This window comes from Sphingomonas aliaeris (assembly GCF_016743815.1).
GTDB lineage: Bacteria > Pseudomonadota > Alphaproteobacteria > Sphingomonadales > Sphingomonadaceae > Sphingomonas > Sphingomonas aliaeris.
Genome location: NZ_CP061035.1, coordinates 2,105,108 through 2,120,612, shown reverse-complemented (window position 1 = coordinate 2,120,612; position 15,505 = coordinate 2,105,108). Strand labels below are relative to the sequence as shown.

The 15,505-nt window shown below is 63.9% G+C and carries 18 protein-coding genes and 1 pseudogene; 7 read left to right on the top strand and 12 right to left on the bottom strand.

The features are described from left to right. Positions 1-379: 379 nt before the first annotated feature. The 4 genes from rplI to H5J25_RS10055 all read right to left on the bottom strand — a co-directional run bounded on the left by rplI (position 380) and on the right by H5J25_RS10055 (position 2,197). Complete coding sequence (gene rplI, locus H5J25_RS10070) at positions 380-982, bottom strand: 50S ribosomal protein L9 (protein WP_202090601.1); 603 nt, start codon at positions 980-982, stop codon at positions 380-382. Between the two features lie 14 nt (positions 983-996). After that, on the bottom strand, positions 997-1,221 hold the full coding sequence (rpsR, locus tag H5J25_RS10065; protein WP_034158365.1) for a 30S ribosomal protein S18: 225 nt from the start codon (positions 1,219-1,221) through the stop codon (positions 997-999). A 14-nt stretch (positions 1,222-1,235) separates the two neighbouring features. Further along, positions 1,236-1,652 (bottom strand): 30S ribosomal protein S6, encoded by a 417-nt coding sequence (gene rpsF, locus H5J25_RS10060; protein ID WP_202090600.1) that lies wholly within the window; start codon positions 1,650-1,652, stop codon positions 1,236-1,238. Positions 1,653-1,831: 179 nt separating this feature from the next. Continuing rightward, entirely contained in the window at positions 1,832-2,197 is a 366-nt protein-coding gene (locus tag H5J25_RS10055) for an RcnB family protein (RefSeq protein WP_202090599.1), read from the bottom strand. Between the two features lie 169 nt (positions 2,198-2,366). Here H5J25_RS10055 and fabD point away from each other — a divergent pair, with 169 nt between their 5' ends. From fabD to mltG, 6 genes are all read left to right on the top strand, one after another. Continuing rightward, a complete protein-coding gene (gene fabD / locus H5J25_RS10050; protein ID WP_202090597.1) occupies positions 2,367-3,302 on the top strand; it encodes an ACP S-malonyltransferase in 936 nt (311 codons plus the stop codon). A gap of 42 nt (positions 3,303-3,344) precedes the next feature. Further along, complete coding sequence (locus H5J25_RS10045) at positions 3,345-3,776, top strand: GxxExxY protein (protein WP_202090595.1); 432 nt, start codon at positions 3,345-3,347, stop codon at positions 3,774-3,776. Continuing rightward, positions 3,776-4,513, top strand: a complete 738-nt coding sequence (fabG, locus tag H5J25_RS10040; RefSeq protein WP_202090593.1) for a 3-oxoacyl-[acyl-carrier-protein] reductase — start codon at positions 3,776-3,778, stop codon at positions 4,511-4,513. Before H5J25_RS10045 ends, fabG begins: the two co-directional genes overlap by 1 nt. A gap of 107 nt (positions 4,514-4,620) precedes the next feature. Beyond that, on the top strand, positions 4,621-4,857 hold the full coding sequence (locus tag H5J25_RS10035) for an acyl carrier protein (RefSeq protein WP_034158361.1): 237 nt from the start codon (positions 4,621-4,623) through the stop codon (positions 4,855-4,857). Between the two features lie 135 nt (positions 4,858-4,992). Beyond that, positions 4,993-6,249 carry a beta-ketoacyl-ACP synthase II gene (fabF, locus tag H5J25_RS10030; RefSeq protein ID WP_202090591.1) on the top strand — a complete coding sequence of 419 codons (1,257 nt, stop codon included), beginning with the start codon at positions 4,993-4,995 and terminating at the stop codon, positions 6,247-6,249. 4 nt (positions 6,250-6,253) lie between these two features. Beyond that, positions 6,254-7,222, top strand: coding sequence for an endolytic transglycosylase MltG (gene mltG, locus H5J25_RS10025; RefSeq protein WP_202090589.1), 969 nt, complete (start codon positions 6,254-6,256; stop codon positions 7,220-7,222). A gap of 163 nt (positions 7,223-7,385) precedes the next feature. On the opposite strand, the gene eda is transcribed toward mltG, so the two are convergent. From eda to H5J25_RS09985, 8 genes and pseudogenes are all read right to left on the bottom strand, one after another. After that, positions 7,386-7,970, bottom strand: a complete 585-nt coding sequence (gene eda / locus H5J25_RS10020) for a bifunctional 4-hydroxy-2-oxoglutarate aldolase/2-dehydro-3-deoxy-phosphogluconate aldolase (protein ID WP_202096284.1) — start codon at positions 7,968-7,970, stop codon at positions 7,386-7,388. A 17-nt stretch (positions 7,971-7,987) separates the two neighbouring features. Then, on the bottom strand, positions 7,988-8,962 hold the full coding sequence (gene glk, locus H5J25_RS10015; RefSeq protein WP_202090587.1) for a glucokinase: 975 nt from the start codon (positions 8,960-8,962) through the stop codon (positions 7,988-7,990). Beyond that, entirely contained in the window at positions 8,956-10,773 is a 1,818-nt protein-coding gene (gene edd / locus H5J25_RS10010) for a phosphogluconate dehydratase (protein WP_202090585.1), read from the bottom strand. The genes glk and edd overlap by 7 nt, the downstream gene beginning before the upstream one ends. Before the next feature lie 2 nt (positions 10,774-10,775). Continuing rightward, positions 10,776-11,489, bottom strand: coding sequence for a 6-phosphogluconolactonase (pgl, locus tag H5J25_RS10005; RefSeq protein ID WP_202090583.1), 714 nt, complete (start codon positions 11,487-11,489; stop codon positions 10,776-10,778). A gap of 141 nt (positions 11,490-11,630) precedes the next feature. Then, the gene (gene zwf / locus H5J25_RS10000) at positions 11,631-13,094 is read right to left on the bottom strand and encodes a glucose-6-phosphate dehydrogenase (protein WP_202090582.1); all 1,464 of its coding nucleotides are present in this window, start codon (positions 13,092-13,094) and stop codon (positions 11,631-11,633) included. A gap of 99 nt (positions 13,095-13,193) precedes the next feature. Next, positions 13,194-14,124, bottom strand: a pseudogene (gene argC, locus H5J25_RS09995) (N-acetyl-gamma-glutamyl-phosphate reductase). After that, positions 14,121-14,498, bottom strand: coding sequence for an SH3 domain-containing protein (locus tag H5J25_RS09990; protein WP_225883034.1), 378 nt, complete (start codon positions 14,496-14,498; stop codon positions 14,121-14,123). Before H5J25_RS09990 ends, argC begins: the two are co-directional and overlap by 4 nt. Continuing rightward, positions 14,434-14,754, bottom strand: coding sequence for a MarR family transcriptional regulator (locus H5J25_RS09985; RefSeq protein WP_202096282.1), 321 nt, complete (start codon positions 14,752-14,754; stop codon positions 14,434-14,436). Before H5J25_RS09985 ends, H5J25_RS09990 begins: the two co-directional genes overlap by 65 nt. Positions 14,755-15,032: 278 nt before the next feature. Between H5J25_RS09985 and secG the strand changes: the two genes are divergently transcribed. Then, on the top strand, positions 15,033-15,416 hold the full coding sequence (secG, locus tag H5J25_RS09980) for a preprotein translocase subunit SecG (protein ID WP_202090579.1): 384 nt from the start codon (positions 15,033-15,035) through the stop codon (positions 15,414-15,416). Positions 15,417-15,505 lie beyond the last annotated feature (89 nt).

The following is a 15,505-nucleotide window of genomic DNA, read 5'->3' as shown; positions in this document are numbered from 1 at the left end:
AAAAAGCTGTTCGGGCGGTGAGGATCATCTGTCGATAGCTGCGCACCGCGATGACACACCGTCCGGCGTTCAGCGTAGGGAAACCTTTTCCTGTCGGCGCGTTTTGATGGACAAGTCCTCAGGTAACGAAGTGAATTCCCTATGAAGAGCATCGCCCCGCTTATCTTCGCACTTATCCCGCTCGCAGCCGTCGTCGGCGCTTGCGTCGCCGTACCGTAAGCAAGGTGCTTGTCTTCGATCGAAGGCGAACCCCACCGACAACCAAAGGCCATTCGGATAGCTCCGGATGGCCTTTTCGTTTGCACCCGCCGCAATCATCCAAACAAAAAGGCCGCCCGGATCGCTCCGGACGGCCTTCTCGTAAACGGATTCGAGAGCCTCAGGCCTGGGTCTGCTCGGCAGGTTCGTCGTTCGACGAAACTTCGGCCGTCGCGCCGGGTTCGGCGTTCGGGTCGTAGGCTTCGACGAAGCCGGCCTCGTCCTTTTCGAACATGGCTTCCATGACGTTGACGCCCTGGGCCTGCATCTCGGCCTCTTCAGGCGAGCGTGCGACGTTGACCTTGACGGTCACGGCGACTTCCGGATGCAGCGTGACCTTGACCTCGTACAGGCCGATCGCCTTGATCGGCTTGTTCAGCACGATCGCCGACTTGGCGACCTTGTGGCCTTCGGTTTCCAGTGCGTCGAGCAGATCGCGAACCGCGACCGAACCGTAGAGCTGGCCGGTGTTCGAAGACTGACGGATCAGCGTCAGCGTGATGCCGTCGATCGACTTCGCTTCGATCTCGGCTTCGCCGCGGCGCGCCGCATTGTCGGCCACGATCGACTCGCGGTTCTTTTCGAACACCTTCAGGTTGGCGGCGTTCGAACGCAGTGCCTTCTTGTTCGGCAGCAGGAAGTTACGGGCGAACCCGTCCTTCACGGTGACGACGTCGCCGATCTGGCCAAGCTTTTCGACGCGTTCCAGCAGGATGACTTGCATGGGTCGTCCCTCCCTTACTTAACGATGTAGGGCAGCAGGCCCAGATGACGGGCGCGCTTGATCGCCTGGGCGAGTTCGCGCTGCTTCTTACCGCTCACCGAAGTGATGCGGCTCGGGACGATCTTGCCACGCTCGGACACGAAACCCTGCAACAGACGTACGTCCTTATAGTCGATCCGGGGGGCATCCTTGGCCGAGAAAGGGCAGGACTTGCGGCGGCGGAAGAATGGGCGTGCCATTGTCTATATGCTCCTTATTCGCCGTCAAAGTCGCGACGCGGGCGCTCGGAGCGCTCGGGACGATCGCCACGGCCGCCTTCACGGTCGCTGCGACGTTCGCGGTCACGATCGGACTTGCGCATCATCACGCTCGGGCCCTCTTCGAGGGCCTCGACCTTGACGGTCATGTAGCGGATGACGTCTTCGTTGATCTGCGTCTGACGCTCCAGCTCGGCAACGACCTCGCCCGGTGCATCGATTTCGAGCATCACGTAATGCGCCTTGCGGTTCTTGGCGATCTTGTACGCCAGGCTACGCAGGCCCCAGCTCTCGGTCTTCACGACCCGGCCATTGTTATCGTTGATGATCTTGGTGGCGTTTTCCGCCAGTGCATCCACTTGCGCCTGTGCCAGATCCTGGCGCGCAAGGAACACATGCTCGTACAGAGCCATGTCTCGTCCTTCGTATTGGCCGATCGCTGACCGTCCGCACCATGCGGGGGCCCCTCCGGCTGTCGTCTTCAAAACGACGGGGCGGAAAAGCATTGCGCTTTCCACCCCGACGCGGCGTCCATACAGCAAACCGGGCGGAAGACAAGCTCCCGCCCGATATGGCTTTCTACCGGTCGTGCTTACCGGATCGCGCCGGCGACTACTGCGGCGATCAGGCCGCTGGTGATCCCGACCAGCACCGCATCGTTGCCCGACTGGACGTAGCGGTAGCCGCGCGGGGGCGCCCTCAATCCGCGATACTGGCGATAGTCGATCTGGCGATAGTTGCGTGCCTGACGCTGGTTGAAGCGCTCGCCCTTGCGCCAGTTGGTGCGATATTGCGGCGTCTGCTGACGTGTGACGGTCTTCTTGACGACGGTGCCGTTGCGCTTCTGGACGACGGTCGTCTTGCGCTGCTGCTGATAGGCCTGCGCCTCAGCGACCGTGGCAGCGACTGGGCTCAGGGCGACCGTTGCGGCGACCGCGGCGAGAATGAACTTCTTCATGATGATACTCCCGAAACATCCGGCGCCGTGCTTGGCGTCCTCATCTATCTAGGAGCCGGGTGTCGCAGCCCTGTCCCGGAAGCGGCACGAATTGGTCGCAAATTGTCGCAAGCTTGCCGCGGGCCCTTCGCGTGGCTAGTCCGGCGCGCCTGATTACGGAGCGAAACCCATGCGTGCATTCATCTTTCCCGGACAGGGCAGCCAGGCCGTCGGCATGGGCAAGGCGCTGTCCGATGCCAGCCCGGTCGCCAAGGCGGTCTTCCAGGAGGTCGACGAGGCGCTGGGGCAGCATCTCTTCCGCCTGATGACGGAGGGACCGGAGGATCAATTGGTGCTGACCGAGAATGCCCAGCCCGCGATCATGGCGAATGCCATCGCAACGCTGCGCGTGCTCGAACAGGAAGGCGGCGTCCGCTTGGCCGACAAGGCCGATTACGTCTCGGGCCACTCGCTCGGCGAGTATACCGCCCTGTGTGCGGCAGGCGCGCTGGACCTTTCGACCACCGCCGTGCTCCTGAAGCATCGCGGGCGCGCCATGCAGGCAGCCGTGCCAGTGGGTGAGGGGGCGATGGCCGCTTTGCTCGGCGCCGACGTCGAGAAGGCGCAGGCGATCGCGACCGCGGCGGCAGAGGGCGAAGTCTGCACCGTCGCGAACGATAACGATCCGTCTCAGGTCGTGATTTCCGGTGCGCGGGGCGCGATCGAACGCGCGATTGCGATGGCGAAGGACATGGGCGCCAAGCGTGCGGTCCTGTTGCCGGTATCGGCCCCGTTCCACTGCCCCCTGATGCAGCCCGCCGCCGACGCGATGGAAACCGCGCTGGCCCACGCCCGCATCGCCGCACCTTTGGTGCCCGTTTTCGCCAACGTCACCGCCGCCCCCGTGAGTGACCCGGACACGATCCGCCGGCTGCTCGTCGAACAGGTCACGGGCATGGTCCGCTGGCGCGAATCGGTCCTCGCAATGAACGCCGCCGGGGTCGATCGCTTCGTAGAATTCGGCGGAAAGGTCCTCGCCCCGATGGTCAAACGCATCGCGCCGGACGTCGAAACCACCAGCGTCATCACGATGGACGATCTCGAGGCGCTCGCAAAGGGGCTGTGATGATTTTTCACGCGAAGGCGCGAAGGCGCGAAGGCACGAAGAATGCGCGATATCGAATACATTGCCGCCGATGTGATCGATATCGCGCTGCGGTTGCATCGCGATCTTGGTCCAGGCTTGCTTGAAAGCGTCTACGAACTTGTTCTGGCAGCGAAGCTGCAAGATGTGGGGTACAGGATTGCCCGTCAGGTTCCGATCGATGTCGAATTCGAAGGCATCCGGCTTAACGCCGCTTTCAAGGCTGATCTCATTGTCGATCATCTGTTGATCTTGGAAATTAAGTCCGTCGAACGCCTCAGTGGCGTTCACGCCAAACAATTGCTTACCTATCTTCGCCTGACGAAGCGCCCTTTGGGCCTCTTGATCAATTTCGGCGGCGAAACCCTTAAAGAAGGCCTTCGGCGCGTTGTAAACGGACATACGTCCTTCGCGTCTTCGCGCCTTCGCGTGAACCAAATCCACAGGAGAGTCTAATGTTCGACCTCACAGGAATGACCGCACTCGTCACCGGCGCATCGGGCGGGATCGGATCCGCCGTAGCGCAGGCGCTCGCGGCACGGGGCGCGCGGTTGGCGGTGTCCGGCTCCAATCTCGCGAAGCTCGAGACCTTTCGCGACTCCCTGGCTGGCGAACACGTTGCGCTGCCGTGCGACCTGTCCGACGGCGCGGCAGTCGACGCGCTCGTGCCTTCCGCCGTCGAGGCGCTCGGCAAGCTGGACATCCTCGTCAACAATGCCGGCGTCACGCGCGACAACCTCGTCATGCGGATGAAGGATGAGGAATGGGACACGGTGATCCGCGTGAACCTGGAGGCGGCATTTCGCCTCGCCCGCGCCGCTGCCCGCCCGATGATGAAGGCGCGGTTCGGCCGGATCGTGTCGATCACTTCCGTCGTCGGCACCACGGGCAATCCCGGCCAGGCGAATTATGCCGCGTCCAAGGCCGGGCTGGTCGGCATGTCCAAGGCATTGGCCCAGGAACTCGCCAGCCGCGGCATCACGGTAAACTGCGTCGCCCCCGGCTTTATCACCTCGCCGATGACGGATGCGCTGCCCGATGCGCAGAAGGACGCGCTGAATGCCCGCATTCCCGCCGGCAAGATGGGCGAGGGTGCGGATATCGGCGCCGCGGTCGTCTATCTCGCAAGCAAGGAGGCAGGGTATGTCACCGGACAGACGCTGCATGTGAATGGCGGCATGGCGATGATCTGACGGCATTCCGTTCAGATAGGACGACGCCTGCCCCTTGCGCCGCCTCCAACCCCGTTCTACGTGCGTTCAGGCATTACCCAAACCCCCAGCGATAGAGGGACGATACCATGAGCGAGACCGCAGACCGCGTTAAGAAGATTGTCGTCGAACATCTCGGCGTCGAAGCCGATAAGGTAACCGAGGACGCCAGCTTCATCGACGATCTGGGCGCGGACAGCCTCGACATCGTCGAGCTGGTTATGGCGTTCGAGGAAGAATTCGGCGTCGAGATCCCCGATGATGCCGCCGAGAAGATCACGACCGTCAAGGACGCGATCACCTTCATCGACGAGCACAAGGACTGATCGGCGGGCATGGGCTTCGCGGCTTCCGCGTGTCCCTCGCCCAACGACGTCACGAAGACATGATCGGCTCCCCGTCCCGGCATATCGCACAGGGGCGGGGGGCCGTTCTCATTTGAGAAGATACGGAGAACCACCATGCGCCGCGTTGTCGTAACCGGACTTGGCCTCGTCACCCCGCTCGGCGCCGATGTCGAGACGGCGTGGGCAAACATCATCGCCGGGAAATCAGGTGCCGGACCGATCACGCGCTTCGATGCGTCCGATCAAAAGTGTCTGATCGCCTGCGAAGTTAAGCCGGCCGATCATCCCTACGGCTTCGATCCCAACAAGCGCGTCGATCACAAGATCCAGCGTCAGGTCGATCCCTTCATCGTCTACGGAATCGATGCCGCCGGTCAGGCGCTCGAGGATGCGGGCCTGACCGACATGACCGAGGCGGAGCGGTATCGCGCGGGCTGCTCGATCGGGTCGGGGATCGGTGGACTGCCCGGAATCGAGAGCGAGTCTCTGGTTCTGGCAGAGAAGGGCCCAAAGCGCGTTTCCCCGCACTTCGTGCATGGGCGTCTGATCAATCTGATCTCGGGTCAGGTTTCGATCCAGCACGGGCTGATGGGGCCGAACCATGCGGTCGTCACTGCCTGCTCCACGGGCGCGCATTCGATCGGCGACGCTGCGCGGATGATCGCGATGGACGATGCCGACGTGATGCTCGCAGGTGGCGCCGAAAGCACGATTTGTCCGATCGGCATCGCCGGCTTCGCTGCGGCGCGGGCGCTCAACACCAGCTTCAACGACCGCCCCGAACAGGCCAGCCGCCCCTATGACCGCGACCGCGACGGCTTCGTCATGGGAGAAGGCGCGGGCGTCGTCGTGCTTGAGGAGTATGAACGCGCCAAGGCGCGCGGCGCGAAGATCTATGCCGAAGTCATCGGTTACGGCCTGTCCGGCGATGCCTTCCACGTCACCGCACCGGAACCCGAGGGATCGGGCGCCTATCGGTCGATGGAAATGGCGATGAAGCGGTCCGGGCTGCAACTATCCGACATCGATTATATCAACGCGCACGGCACATCGACGATGGCCGACATGATCGAACTCGGTGCAGTCAAGCGGCTGTTCGGAGATGCGATTTCTGGCCTGTCCATGTCCTCGACCAAGTCGGCGATCGGTCATCTTCTCGGCGGTGCGGGTGCGGTGGAAAGCATTTTCTGCATTCTGGCGATGCGCGATCAGATCGTCCCGCCGACGCTTAATCTCGACAATCCGTCGGAGGGCACGGAGGGAGTCGATCTGGTCCCGCACGTGGCCCGCAAGCGGGAAGTCCGCGCCGTGTTGAACAATTCGTTCGGCTTCGGCGGCACCAACGCATCTCTGGTGATGAAGGCGCTCTGAGGCCTTGCGCAAGTTCGGCTGCCTTGCCCTGTTGCTGGTGCTCGCGGCGATCGCGGGCAGTTTCGTCTTCATCCAGCAATGGGGCAGCGCGGGGCCGCTCGAGCGTAACATCTCGATCGAGATCGCGCCGGGCACCAGCCTCGCCAGCGCGGCGGAGAAGCTCGAAAAGGCCGGCGCCATCAAATCCGCCAGCAACTTCCGCCTGCTGGCCCGGGTTTTCGGCGGCGGGGAAGGGATCAAGGCAGGCGAATATCGGTTGCCGGCGCATCTCAGCCAGTCCGACATCCTGAAAATGCTGCAAGGCGGGAAGACGTTGCAGCGCTTCGTCACCATTCCGGAAGGCCTGCCGTCGGTAATGGTCCGGGATGCGGTGATGAAGGCCGATGGCATGACCGGGCAGGTCGCGGTTCCGGAAGAAGGCTCGATCCTGCCGGACAGCTACAGCTTCCAGCGCGGCGACGAAAGATCGGCGATGGTCCAGCGCATGCAACGCGCGATGACCAAGTATCTCGCCGATGCTTGGGCGAAGCGCAAACCCGGCATCGCGGTCAAGACACCGCGCGAGGCGCTGATTCTCGCCTCGATCGTCGAAAAGGAAACCGGCAAGGCGGCCGAGCGCCGCACCGTTGCCGCGGTCTATTCCAACCGGTTGGAGCGCGGCATGATGCTGCAGGCGGATCCGACGATCATTTATCCGCTGACCAGGGGCCGTCCACTCGGTCGCCGCATCCTCCAGTCGGAAGTGCGCGCGGTAAACGCCTACAATACTTATGCGATGACCGGCCTTCCTGCGGGTCCTATCGCCAATCCCGGCCGCGCCAGCATCGACGCCGTGCTCGACCCCGCGCAGTCCAACGCGCTGTATTTCGTGGCGGACGGCACCGGCGGCCATGCCTTCGCCGACACGCTAGAACAGCACAACGCCAACGTACAAAAATGGTACGCCATCAGGCGCTCACGCGGCGAGATGTGAGCTGCGTCAAGTGTCCCCGGCGCGGGGATGACCGGCTCGCTTTACCGTCCCGGCGAGGTTTACGCCCATTCCCCCGTTCGTCCTGAGCTTGTCGAAGGGCGGAGCATGGGCACAGGTGCTTCGACAGGCTCAGCACGACCGGTTTAAGATGACGCTATCCTGCTTAATCCCTCAACACATTCGCCGCACGTGCCTTGGCCTCGACATCCGCCATCGAGCCCCCGACGACCCAGCTTCCGCCCACGCACAGGACCGGGTCGAACGCCAGCCACTCAGGCGCCGTCGCTTCGCTGATCCCACCCGTCGGGCAGAAGCGGCACTGATAGAAAGGCGCAGCCAGCGCCTTCAGCGCCTTCAGACCGCCCGACGCCTCGGCCGGAAAGAACTTGAAATGAGTCAGGCCAAGGTCCAGCCCGCGCATGATGTCGCCGGCATTGGCGATGCCCGGCAGATAGGGCACGCCGCTTTCGATGATCGGTGCCGAAAGCCGCTCCGTCAGGCCCGGCGACACGATGAATTCGGCCCCGGCATCCATTACCGCCGCGAATTGCGCGGTATCGACGACGGTTCCCGCGCCGACGATCGCCCCCGGCACCTTTTTCATCTCCTGCATCGCTTCCAGCGCGCAGTCGGTCCGCAGCGTGACTTCCAGGACGCGCAAACCGCCCGCCACCAGCGCCTCGGCCAGCGGTCGCGCGGTGCCGATATCGTCGATCACCAGAACGGGGATGACGGCGCTGGTCCGCATGATCTGTTCGATACCGCTCACCGGCTATGCTCCTGTGCGAACGCAGCGGCCGCGCCGAAAAGGCCGGGCTGCGGATGGATGATCAATTTGACGGGCAGGGCTGCCATCAATGTCTGGAACCGGCCTTTCGCCGCAAAACGCTGCGCAAAGCCGGACCGTTGGAAATGGTCCTTCAGACGGAGTCCGAGCCCGCCGGCGATCACGACCCCGCCCGCGCCATGCGCCAGCGCCAGATCGCCCGCCACCGCGCCGAGGCTCAGGCAGAAACGATCCAGCGCAGCGAGCGCCAGACTGTCCGTGCCGTCCAGCGCCATCCCCCAAACTGTCTTGTCGTCCAGCCGTTGCACCGCCCGGCCCTCGATATCCGCAAGCGTTTCGTAGATCGCGACGATACCGGGCCCGGAAACGATCCGCTCGGTCGATACGCGCGTGAACGTCTTGCGCAGCCGTTTGACGAAGGCATCCTCGATCGCATCCAGCGGCGCATAATCGATATGCCCGCCTTCGGTCGGCAGCACGTTATAGCCGGTGTCGGCGCGCAGCACCTGCGCCACGCCAAGCCCCGTACCCGGACCGCAGACCGTCACCACGCCGTTCTCCGGCAACGCCACGTCCGGACCGGCGATGTGCAGCAGATCGTCAGCGCGCGCCTGCGCCACGGCATGCCCCACCGCCCCGAAGTCGTTGATCAGGCTGAACCGGTCGACCTGCAACCGCTCGGGGATGAGCGCCGGCCGGATGATCCAGGGATTGTTCGTCAGCTTGATCACCTCGCCCCCGATCGGCGAGGCGACGGCGATAGCCGCAGCACGGGGCAGGGGCCGATCGGCCCTCGCGCCGAACGCCTGCCATGCCGTCTGGAGGCTGGCGAAATCGGCCGTCTTCAGCGTGACGGGCTCGCCCAACGACACGACCCGCCCGTCATCGACCTCGGCAATGGCGAAGCGCGCATGCGTCCCGCCCAGATCGACTGCGACGACCTGCGTCACCATCCCATCGCCGCCAGCATCGCCGATCCCCCGCGCTCCGCTTCGTTCGCCGTCGTCCGCATTAGCGCGAACATCTCGCGACCCATGCCGATTGCCGGAGCAGGCGCCACGGCGAACTCGCGCGCGGCCCACTCCGCCGGATCGACAAGAGCCATTAACTCGCCCGTCTCGGCCGACAGGCGGATGATGTCGCCGTCGCGCACCTTGCCGAGTGGTCCGCCGCCCAGCGCTTCGGGACTGGAATGGATCGCGCACGGCACCTTGCCACTCGCGCCCGACATGCGGCCATCGGTCACCAAAGCGACGCGGAAGCCCTTGTTCTGCAATACGCCCAGCGGCGGTGTCAGCTTGTGCAATTCCGGCATACCGTTCGCGCGTGGCCCCTGAAAGCGCACGACCACTACCACGTCGCGGTCCAGCTCGCCGGCCTTGAACGCCGCCTGCACCGCCGCCTGATCCGAAAATACGCGGGCAGGGGCTTCGATCGTCCAGCGATCCCGTTCGACCGCACTCACCTTGATGCACGCGCGCCCGAGATTGCCGGCCAGGATCCGGAACCCGCCTTCCGCGGAGAACGGTGCAGTCGCGGGCCGGACGATGCTGTCGTCCTTGCTCTCGCCCGGATCGCGCCAGACCAGCGCATCGCCCTGCATTTCGGGCTTCGTCCCGAAATCCCCCATCGTCTCACCACCGGCGGTCAGCACGTCGCCATGCATCAGCCCGGCCGACAGCAATTCGCGGATCACGTACGGCATGCCGCCCGCATCCTCGAACTGGTTTACGTCCGCCGACCCGTTGGGATAGACGCGCGCGATCAGCGGAACGACCTTGGACAGCCGGTCAAAATCCTCCCAGTCGATCACGATGCCCGCACAGGCGGCAATCGCTGGCAGGTGGATGAGGTGATTGGTCGACCCGCCCGTCGCGAGCAGCCCGATCGCCGCATTCACGATCGCGCGTTCGTCCACGCAGCGTCCGATCGGTCGGTAATCCTCGCCCTGCCAGCCGATCTTTGCGACGCGGTGCACCGCCGCACGGGTCAGTTCCTGACGCAGCTTCGTGCCCGGATTGGCGAACGCTGCGCCCGGAATGTGGAGCCCCATCATCTCCATCATCATCTGGTTCGAATTGGCGGTGCCGAAGAAAGTGCACGTGCCCTTGCCGTGATAGGCCGCGATCTCGGCCTCCAGCAATTCCTCGCGGCTGGCCTCGCCCATCGCATAGCGTTCGCGCACCGCCGCCTTGGCCTTGTTGGCGAGACCCGTGCGCATCGGCCCGCCCGGCACCAGCAGCATCGGAAGATGACCGAAGCGCAGCGCACCCATCAGCAATCCGGGGACGATCTTGTCGCAGATACCCAGCAACGCCGCGCCCTCGAACAGCCCGTGGCTCAGCGCGATACCCGTACTCATCGCGATCGTATCGCGGCTGAACAACGACAATTCCATGCCGGGGTAGCCTTGCGTCACCCCGTCGCACATCGCAGGCACGCCGCCCGCCACTTGCGCGGTGACCCCCGCCTCGCGCGCCCAAACCTTCATCTGTTCGGGATAGCGGTAATATACGGCGTGGGCCGACAGCATGTCGTTATAGGCAGTGACGATGCCGATGTTCATCGCCGAACCCGGCTTCATGACGTCGCGGTCCTCGTCTGTCCCGGCATAGCCGTGCGCCAGGTTCGCGCAGCCCAATGTCGGCCGGTCCAGCCCATTGTCGCGCTCATGCCGGATCAGCGCCAGATACGCGTCACGCGTCGGCTTCGACCGCGTAATGATGCGATCCGTCACCGCGCCGATTTCGGCATTGAGCGCCATCGTCATTCGCTCCAGTGGATATCGACCGGCAATTCCGCATCAGCCAGCACGCGGCCGATCGGATATTTCGACGACGGACCCTGCTTGATCGCGTCCTCGATCACCTTGCGCTTGGCATCACCCGTCACGGCGATCATCAGCGCCTTGGCTGACACGATCGCCGCGCGGCTCAGCGTGATGCGAGGGACAGGCGCTTCGGCCGGCATCGGATCGGGCATGACGCCCAGTGCGCGCCGTTCGTTCGGCCCCGAAATCGCCTCGTCGAAATCCGCACCAGGGAAGATGGAGGCCGTGTGTCCGTCCGCGCCGACACCCAGCAGGCACAGGTCGAGCGGCCAGTGCAGATCCTGCATCAGCGCATCGGCCGATCGGCCGGCCGCCTTGTAGTCCGCCGCCTTGTCGCTGACGATCGGCATGACGCGTGCGCCCTTCGGCAAAAACGTCTTCGCGATCATCGTCACGTTCGACAGTGGATCGCCGAGGGGAACGATCCGCTCGTCCGTCGGGATGATTGTCACGCGCTTCCAGTCCAGCTTCGTCGCAGCTAGCTTGGCGTAAATCGGGATCGGCGTCTTTCCGCCCGACAACGCGATCACGCAAGCACCACGCGCATCGATCGCGCTTTCGATGACAAAGGCGATGTCGCCGGCAACGGCCGCCGCCATCTCCTCCGCATCGTCATAATCCCACCATTCGATTTCGTGTTCGTCGCTCATATTCCGTTCCTTTCTCCCTCTCCCCGCTCGGGGAGAGGGTCGGGGAGAGGGGCAGTGCGCCATACGGACATCCACGACACTGCCCCTCTCCCGCCTTCGCTTCGCTCGGCACCTCTCCCCGCAGGCGGGGAGAGGGAAAGTTCAATCGTCCTGCCAGGTCACGCCGTCGCGCTCGGTCAATGCAATCGCGGTCGATGGCCCCCAGGTCCCGGAAGCATAATTCTTCGGCTTCACCCCGTTCGCGTCCCAGCCGGCACGGATCGCGTCGGTCCATTCCCACTGCGCCTCCACCTCGTCGCGGCGCACGAACAGCGTCGGATCGCCCTCGATCAGGTCGAGCAACAGCCGTTCATACGCGATGCGCCGTCGCGCGCCGGCAAATTCCAGATCCATGCTCAGGTTCAACGGCACCTCGCGAAGACGGATCCCGTCGCGGTCCAGCCCCGGCTCCTTCGCCATGACCAGCAACTGGACATATTCCTCGGGTTGCAGGCGGATGATCAGTACGTTCGGCTGCAGCAACCCACCACGGCCGGCGAACATGGAATGCGGCACCGGCTTGAACTGGATCGCGATTTCGCTGCGTCGCACCGGCATGCGTTTGCCGGTGCGCAGATAGAAGGGTACGCCCTGCCAGCGCCAGTTATCGACATGCGCCTTGATCGCAACGAAAGTCTCGGTAGTGGACGGCTTGCCCAGTTCGTCGCCATAGCTTTTGACGATCTCGCCGCTCACCGCGCCTGCGCCATATTGCCCGGTGACCGTAAGATGCGGCACTTCTTCCGGCGTCATCTTGCGCAACGACCGGAAAACCTTGGCTTTTTCGTCGCGCACCGCCGTCCCGTCGAAGCGGGCAGGGGGCTCCATCGCGACCAGCGCAAGCAATTGCAGCATATGGTTCGTCACCATGTCGCGCAGCGCGCCCGCCGTCTCGTAATATCCGGCGCGCGCTTCCAGTCCGACCGTCTCGGAAATCGTGATCTGGACGTTGTCGATGCCGCGCGCATTCCACACCGGTTCGAAAAAGCTGTTACCGAAGCGCAAGGCGAGGATATTCTGCACCGTCTCCTTGCCGAGATAGTGGTCGATCCGGAACGTCCGGTCCTCGGGAAACGCACTCGCGACGGTGTCGTTGATCTCACGGCTGCTCGCGAGATCGTAGCCCAGCGGCTTTTCCAGTCCGATCCGTACGGTGTTACCGGCCAGCCCGGCGGATTCGAGGCCCTTGATCACCGGTTCGAAAAGCGAAGGAGCGGTCGACAGGAATATGGCGAGCCCGCCCGAAACGTCGCCGACCTTCGTTGCCAGATCCTTGTAATGCGCCATGTCCGTCGCATCCAGCGACTGATAGCCCAGCCGTTCCAGGAACGACTTCATCGCCTTCTCGTCCTTGCGGTCGTCCGGCAGGAATTCGTCGAGCGCCGCCTTCGCAAACTTCCGATAGCTGCCGTCGTCATGCTCCGACCGCGCCGTTCCCGTTATCGTCAGGCCGTCGGGCAGCAGGCCGTCCGCATGCAGCCCATACAGCGACGGCAACAGCATGCGCTGCGCAAGATCGCCGGTCGCACCGAACAGAAGCAGCTTGGCCACGGGATTGCGCGTCATATCGACCTCTTTCCTTGCGTCACAGGTGCCCTAACGGCCACGCGGCACAGGGACAATTGAATACGAACCGATCGCCGATTAATCAGCGATCTACCGGCGCTACAGGATTAGACCCGCAACGGGATCCAGCCCGGCCATGACGTTCAGATTCTGGACCGCGGCGCCCGCGGCACCCTTTGCCCAGATTGTCCAGCGTCGCGATCAGCAGCGCCTGACCAGAGTCCGGATTACCGCAGACCCGCAATGTCAAACGATCCGTACCGGCGTCATTCTCGATCGCGACGGTCGAAACGTCGCCTTCGGCCACGGTGATCAGCGGGAAATCGCGATACGCCTCCGCCAGCACGCCTTCGCAGACATGCAGTGTCGGGCGGCGCGGAAACGCGTGGAGGGGCAGGGGCACCTGTACGACCATGCCGCGATAGGTATCGACTACTGCGGGCGTGAAGATAGGCGCATGTTCGACCCGCGCATGCTTCTGCATTTCCGGCACATGCTTGTGCGCCAGGCCAAGCGCGTAGGCGCGGAATGCCGGCGGGACGGGCGCCGCCTGATATTCCTCGATCATCGATCGCCCGCCGCCGGAATAGCCCGAAACCGCGTTGACCGTGAGCGGCCAATCGACCGGAACCAGCCCGGCCCGCACCAGCGGCCGCACGAGTGCAAGAAAGCCGGTGGGATAACATCCGGGATTGCTCACCCGGGCTGACTCCGCGATCGCGGCCTGCTGGCCCGGCTCCAGTTCGGGGAAACCATAGGTCCAGCCGTCGCCCGTCCGGTGCGCGGTGGACGCGTCGATCACTCGGGTGCGATCGTTCGTGATGAGCGACACTGCCTCGCGTGCAGCATCGTCCGGCAGGCACAGGATTACGAAATCGGCATCGTTCAGCGCCTCGGACCGCGCCCCGGCATCCTTGCGCTTGTCGTCGGGCAATTCGATCAACGCGATCTCGCTGCGTCCAGCGAGCCGGTCACGGATTTCCAGCCCGGTCGTGCCCACCGCACCATCGATAAAGACGTTGATCGTCATTCGACCTTACCTGCTATTGCCGAGGCATTAATGTATCCGACCAATCCGCTGTCGCATGCGATGCCCCAGGCATTCGTTCCCGCAAGTTCCAGCACCTCGAACACGCCACCCGCCGCGACCTCGGTCATCGTCGGCGACGACGCATCAGCGCTTTCACGGACGATAGTGAGTTCGCGAACAGTCACGGGCATCGGTGCGGCATAATGCGGCGCGAACACACGATCCGCCAACCTTACGTCGGCCAGATCGCCGCGAACCGCATGCGTACGGGGATCGAGCGTGACCGAACGGCCGGCGAGCGCGAAGCTCCTACGCGGCGTTGCGGCGTGCTGCGGGTTGCTCGGCGTCGCCGAGGAAATGCCCGAACTCTTCAAGAAACTCTGCCCCTTCAGTCGTGCGCGCGACGAATATGTTCCGCTTGTCGGTGTCGTCACGCTGCCGGCGCAGATAGCCGAGTGCACCCAATCTATTCAAGGCGCGCGTCACGACCGGCTTCGAAACGTTCAGCGCACGCGCCAGGCCGCGAACCGTGTGCGGCCCAGGTTTGAGATATACGACGAGCAGCAACGCCATTTGCCGATTGGTCAGATCCGGTTCGCCTGAGCGTACGTAATCGACCAGCGCCGTCATCCAGGTCGCCAGCGTCGATCCGAGGGTCTTTTCGACGAGTGTTGCCACGATTTCCGTCCGATATTTGCTTGACACACGGGGAGTTGCATCGTGGTTCATAACGATCCGATCGGCATACGGTTTCAGTGCGGACGCGGAATGTTAATATTGTTGCGACTCATTCCCAGTCGCTCCCCGCGCGAGATTGCGCCCGCCCGCGGCGCTGATCCGCGGTTGATCGTTTCGGTCCGCTACCCTATGTGGCCGCTTTCGCACTCCAAAAGATCGCCCGCACCGCTATGTTCACTTTCCTGCTCGTCGTTCACGCCATTATCGCTGCCGTTCTGGTCGGCGTGATCCTGATGCAGAAGTCGGAAGGCGGCGGGCTCGGCACGGGCGGCAGCCCGGGCGGCCTCATGTCGGCGCGTGGCGCGGCGGACTTCCTCACTCGCTCGACGACGGTTCTCGCAACTGCGTTCGTCGGCATGAGCATCCTGCTCGCCGTCATCGCATCCAGCGGCCAGACGGTTACGGTCGATCCGTCGCTCGCAACCAAGCCGGTTGCTGGCAACCTGCCGGCAGCGGCTCCGGTCGATGCCGATAGTGCGGCGGCCGTCGCGGCGAACCAGGTCGCACCGGCAGCCGCGCCGACGAACAACAACGCGGTGCCGCTGGCGCAGTAAGCGCCGCTGCAACCCGGTTCGTCGTATTATTCCTTAAGCACCGGAGTCGCGCGCTTGCCGTGCGGCACCGATAGACGTTAGGCGTTTTC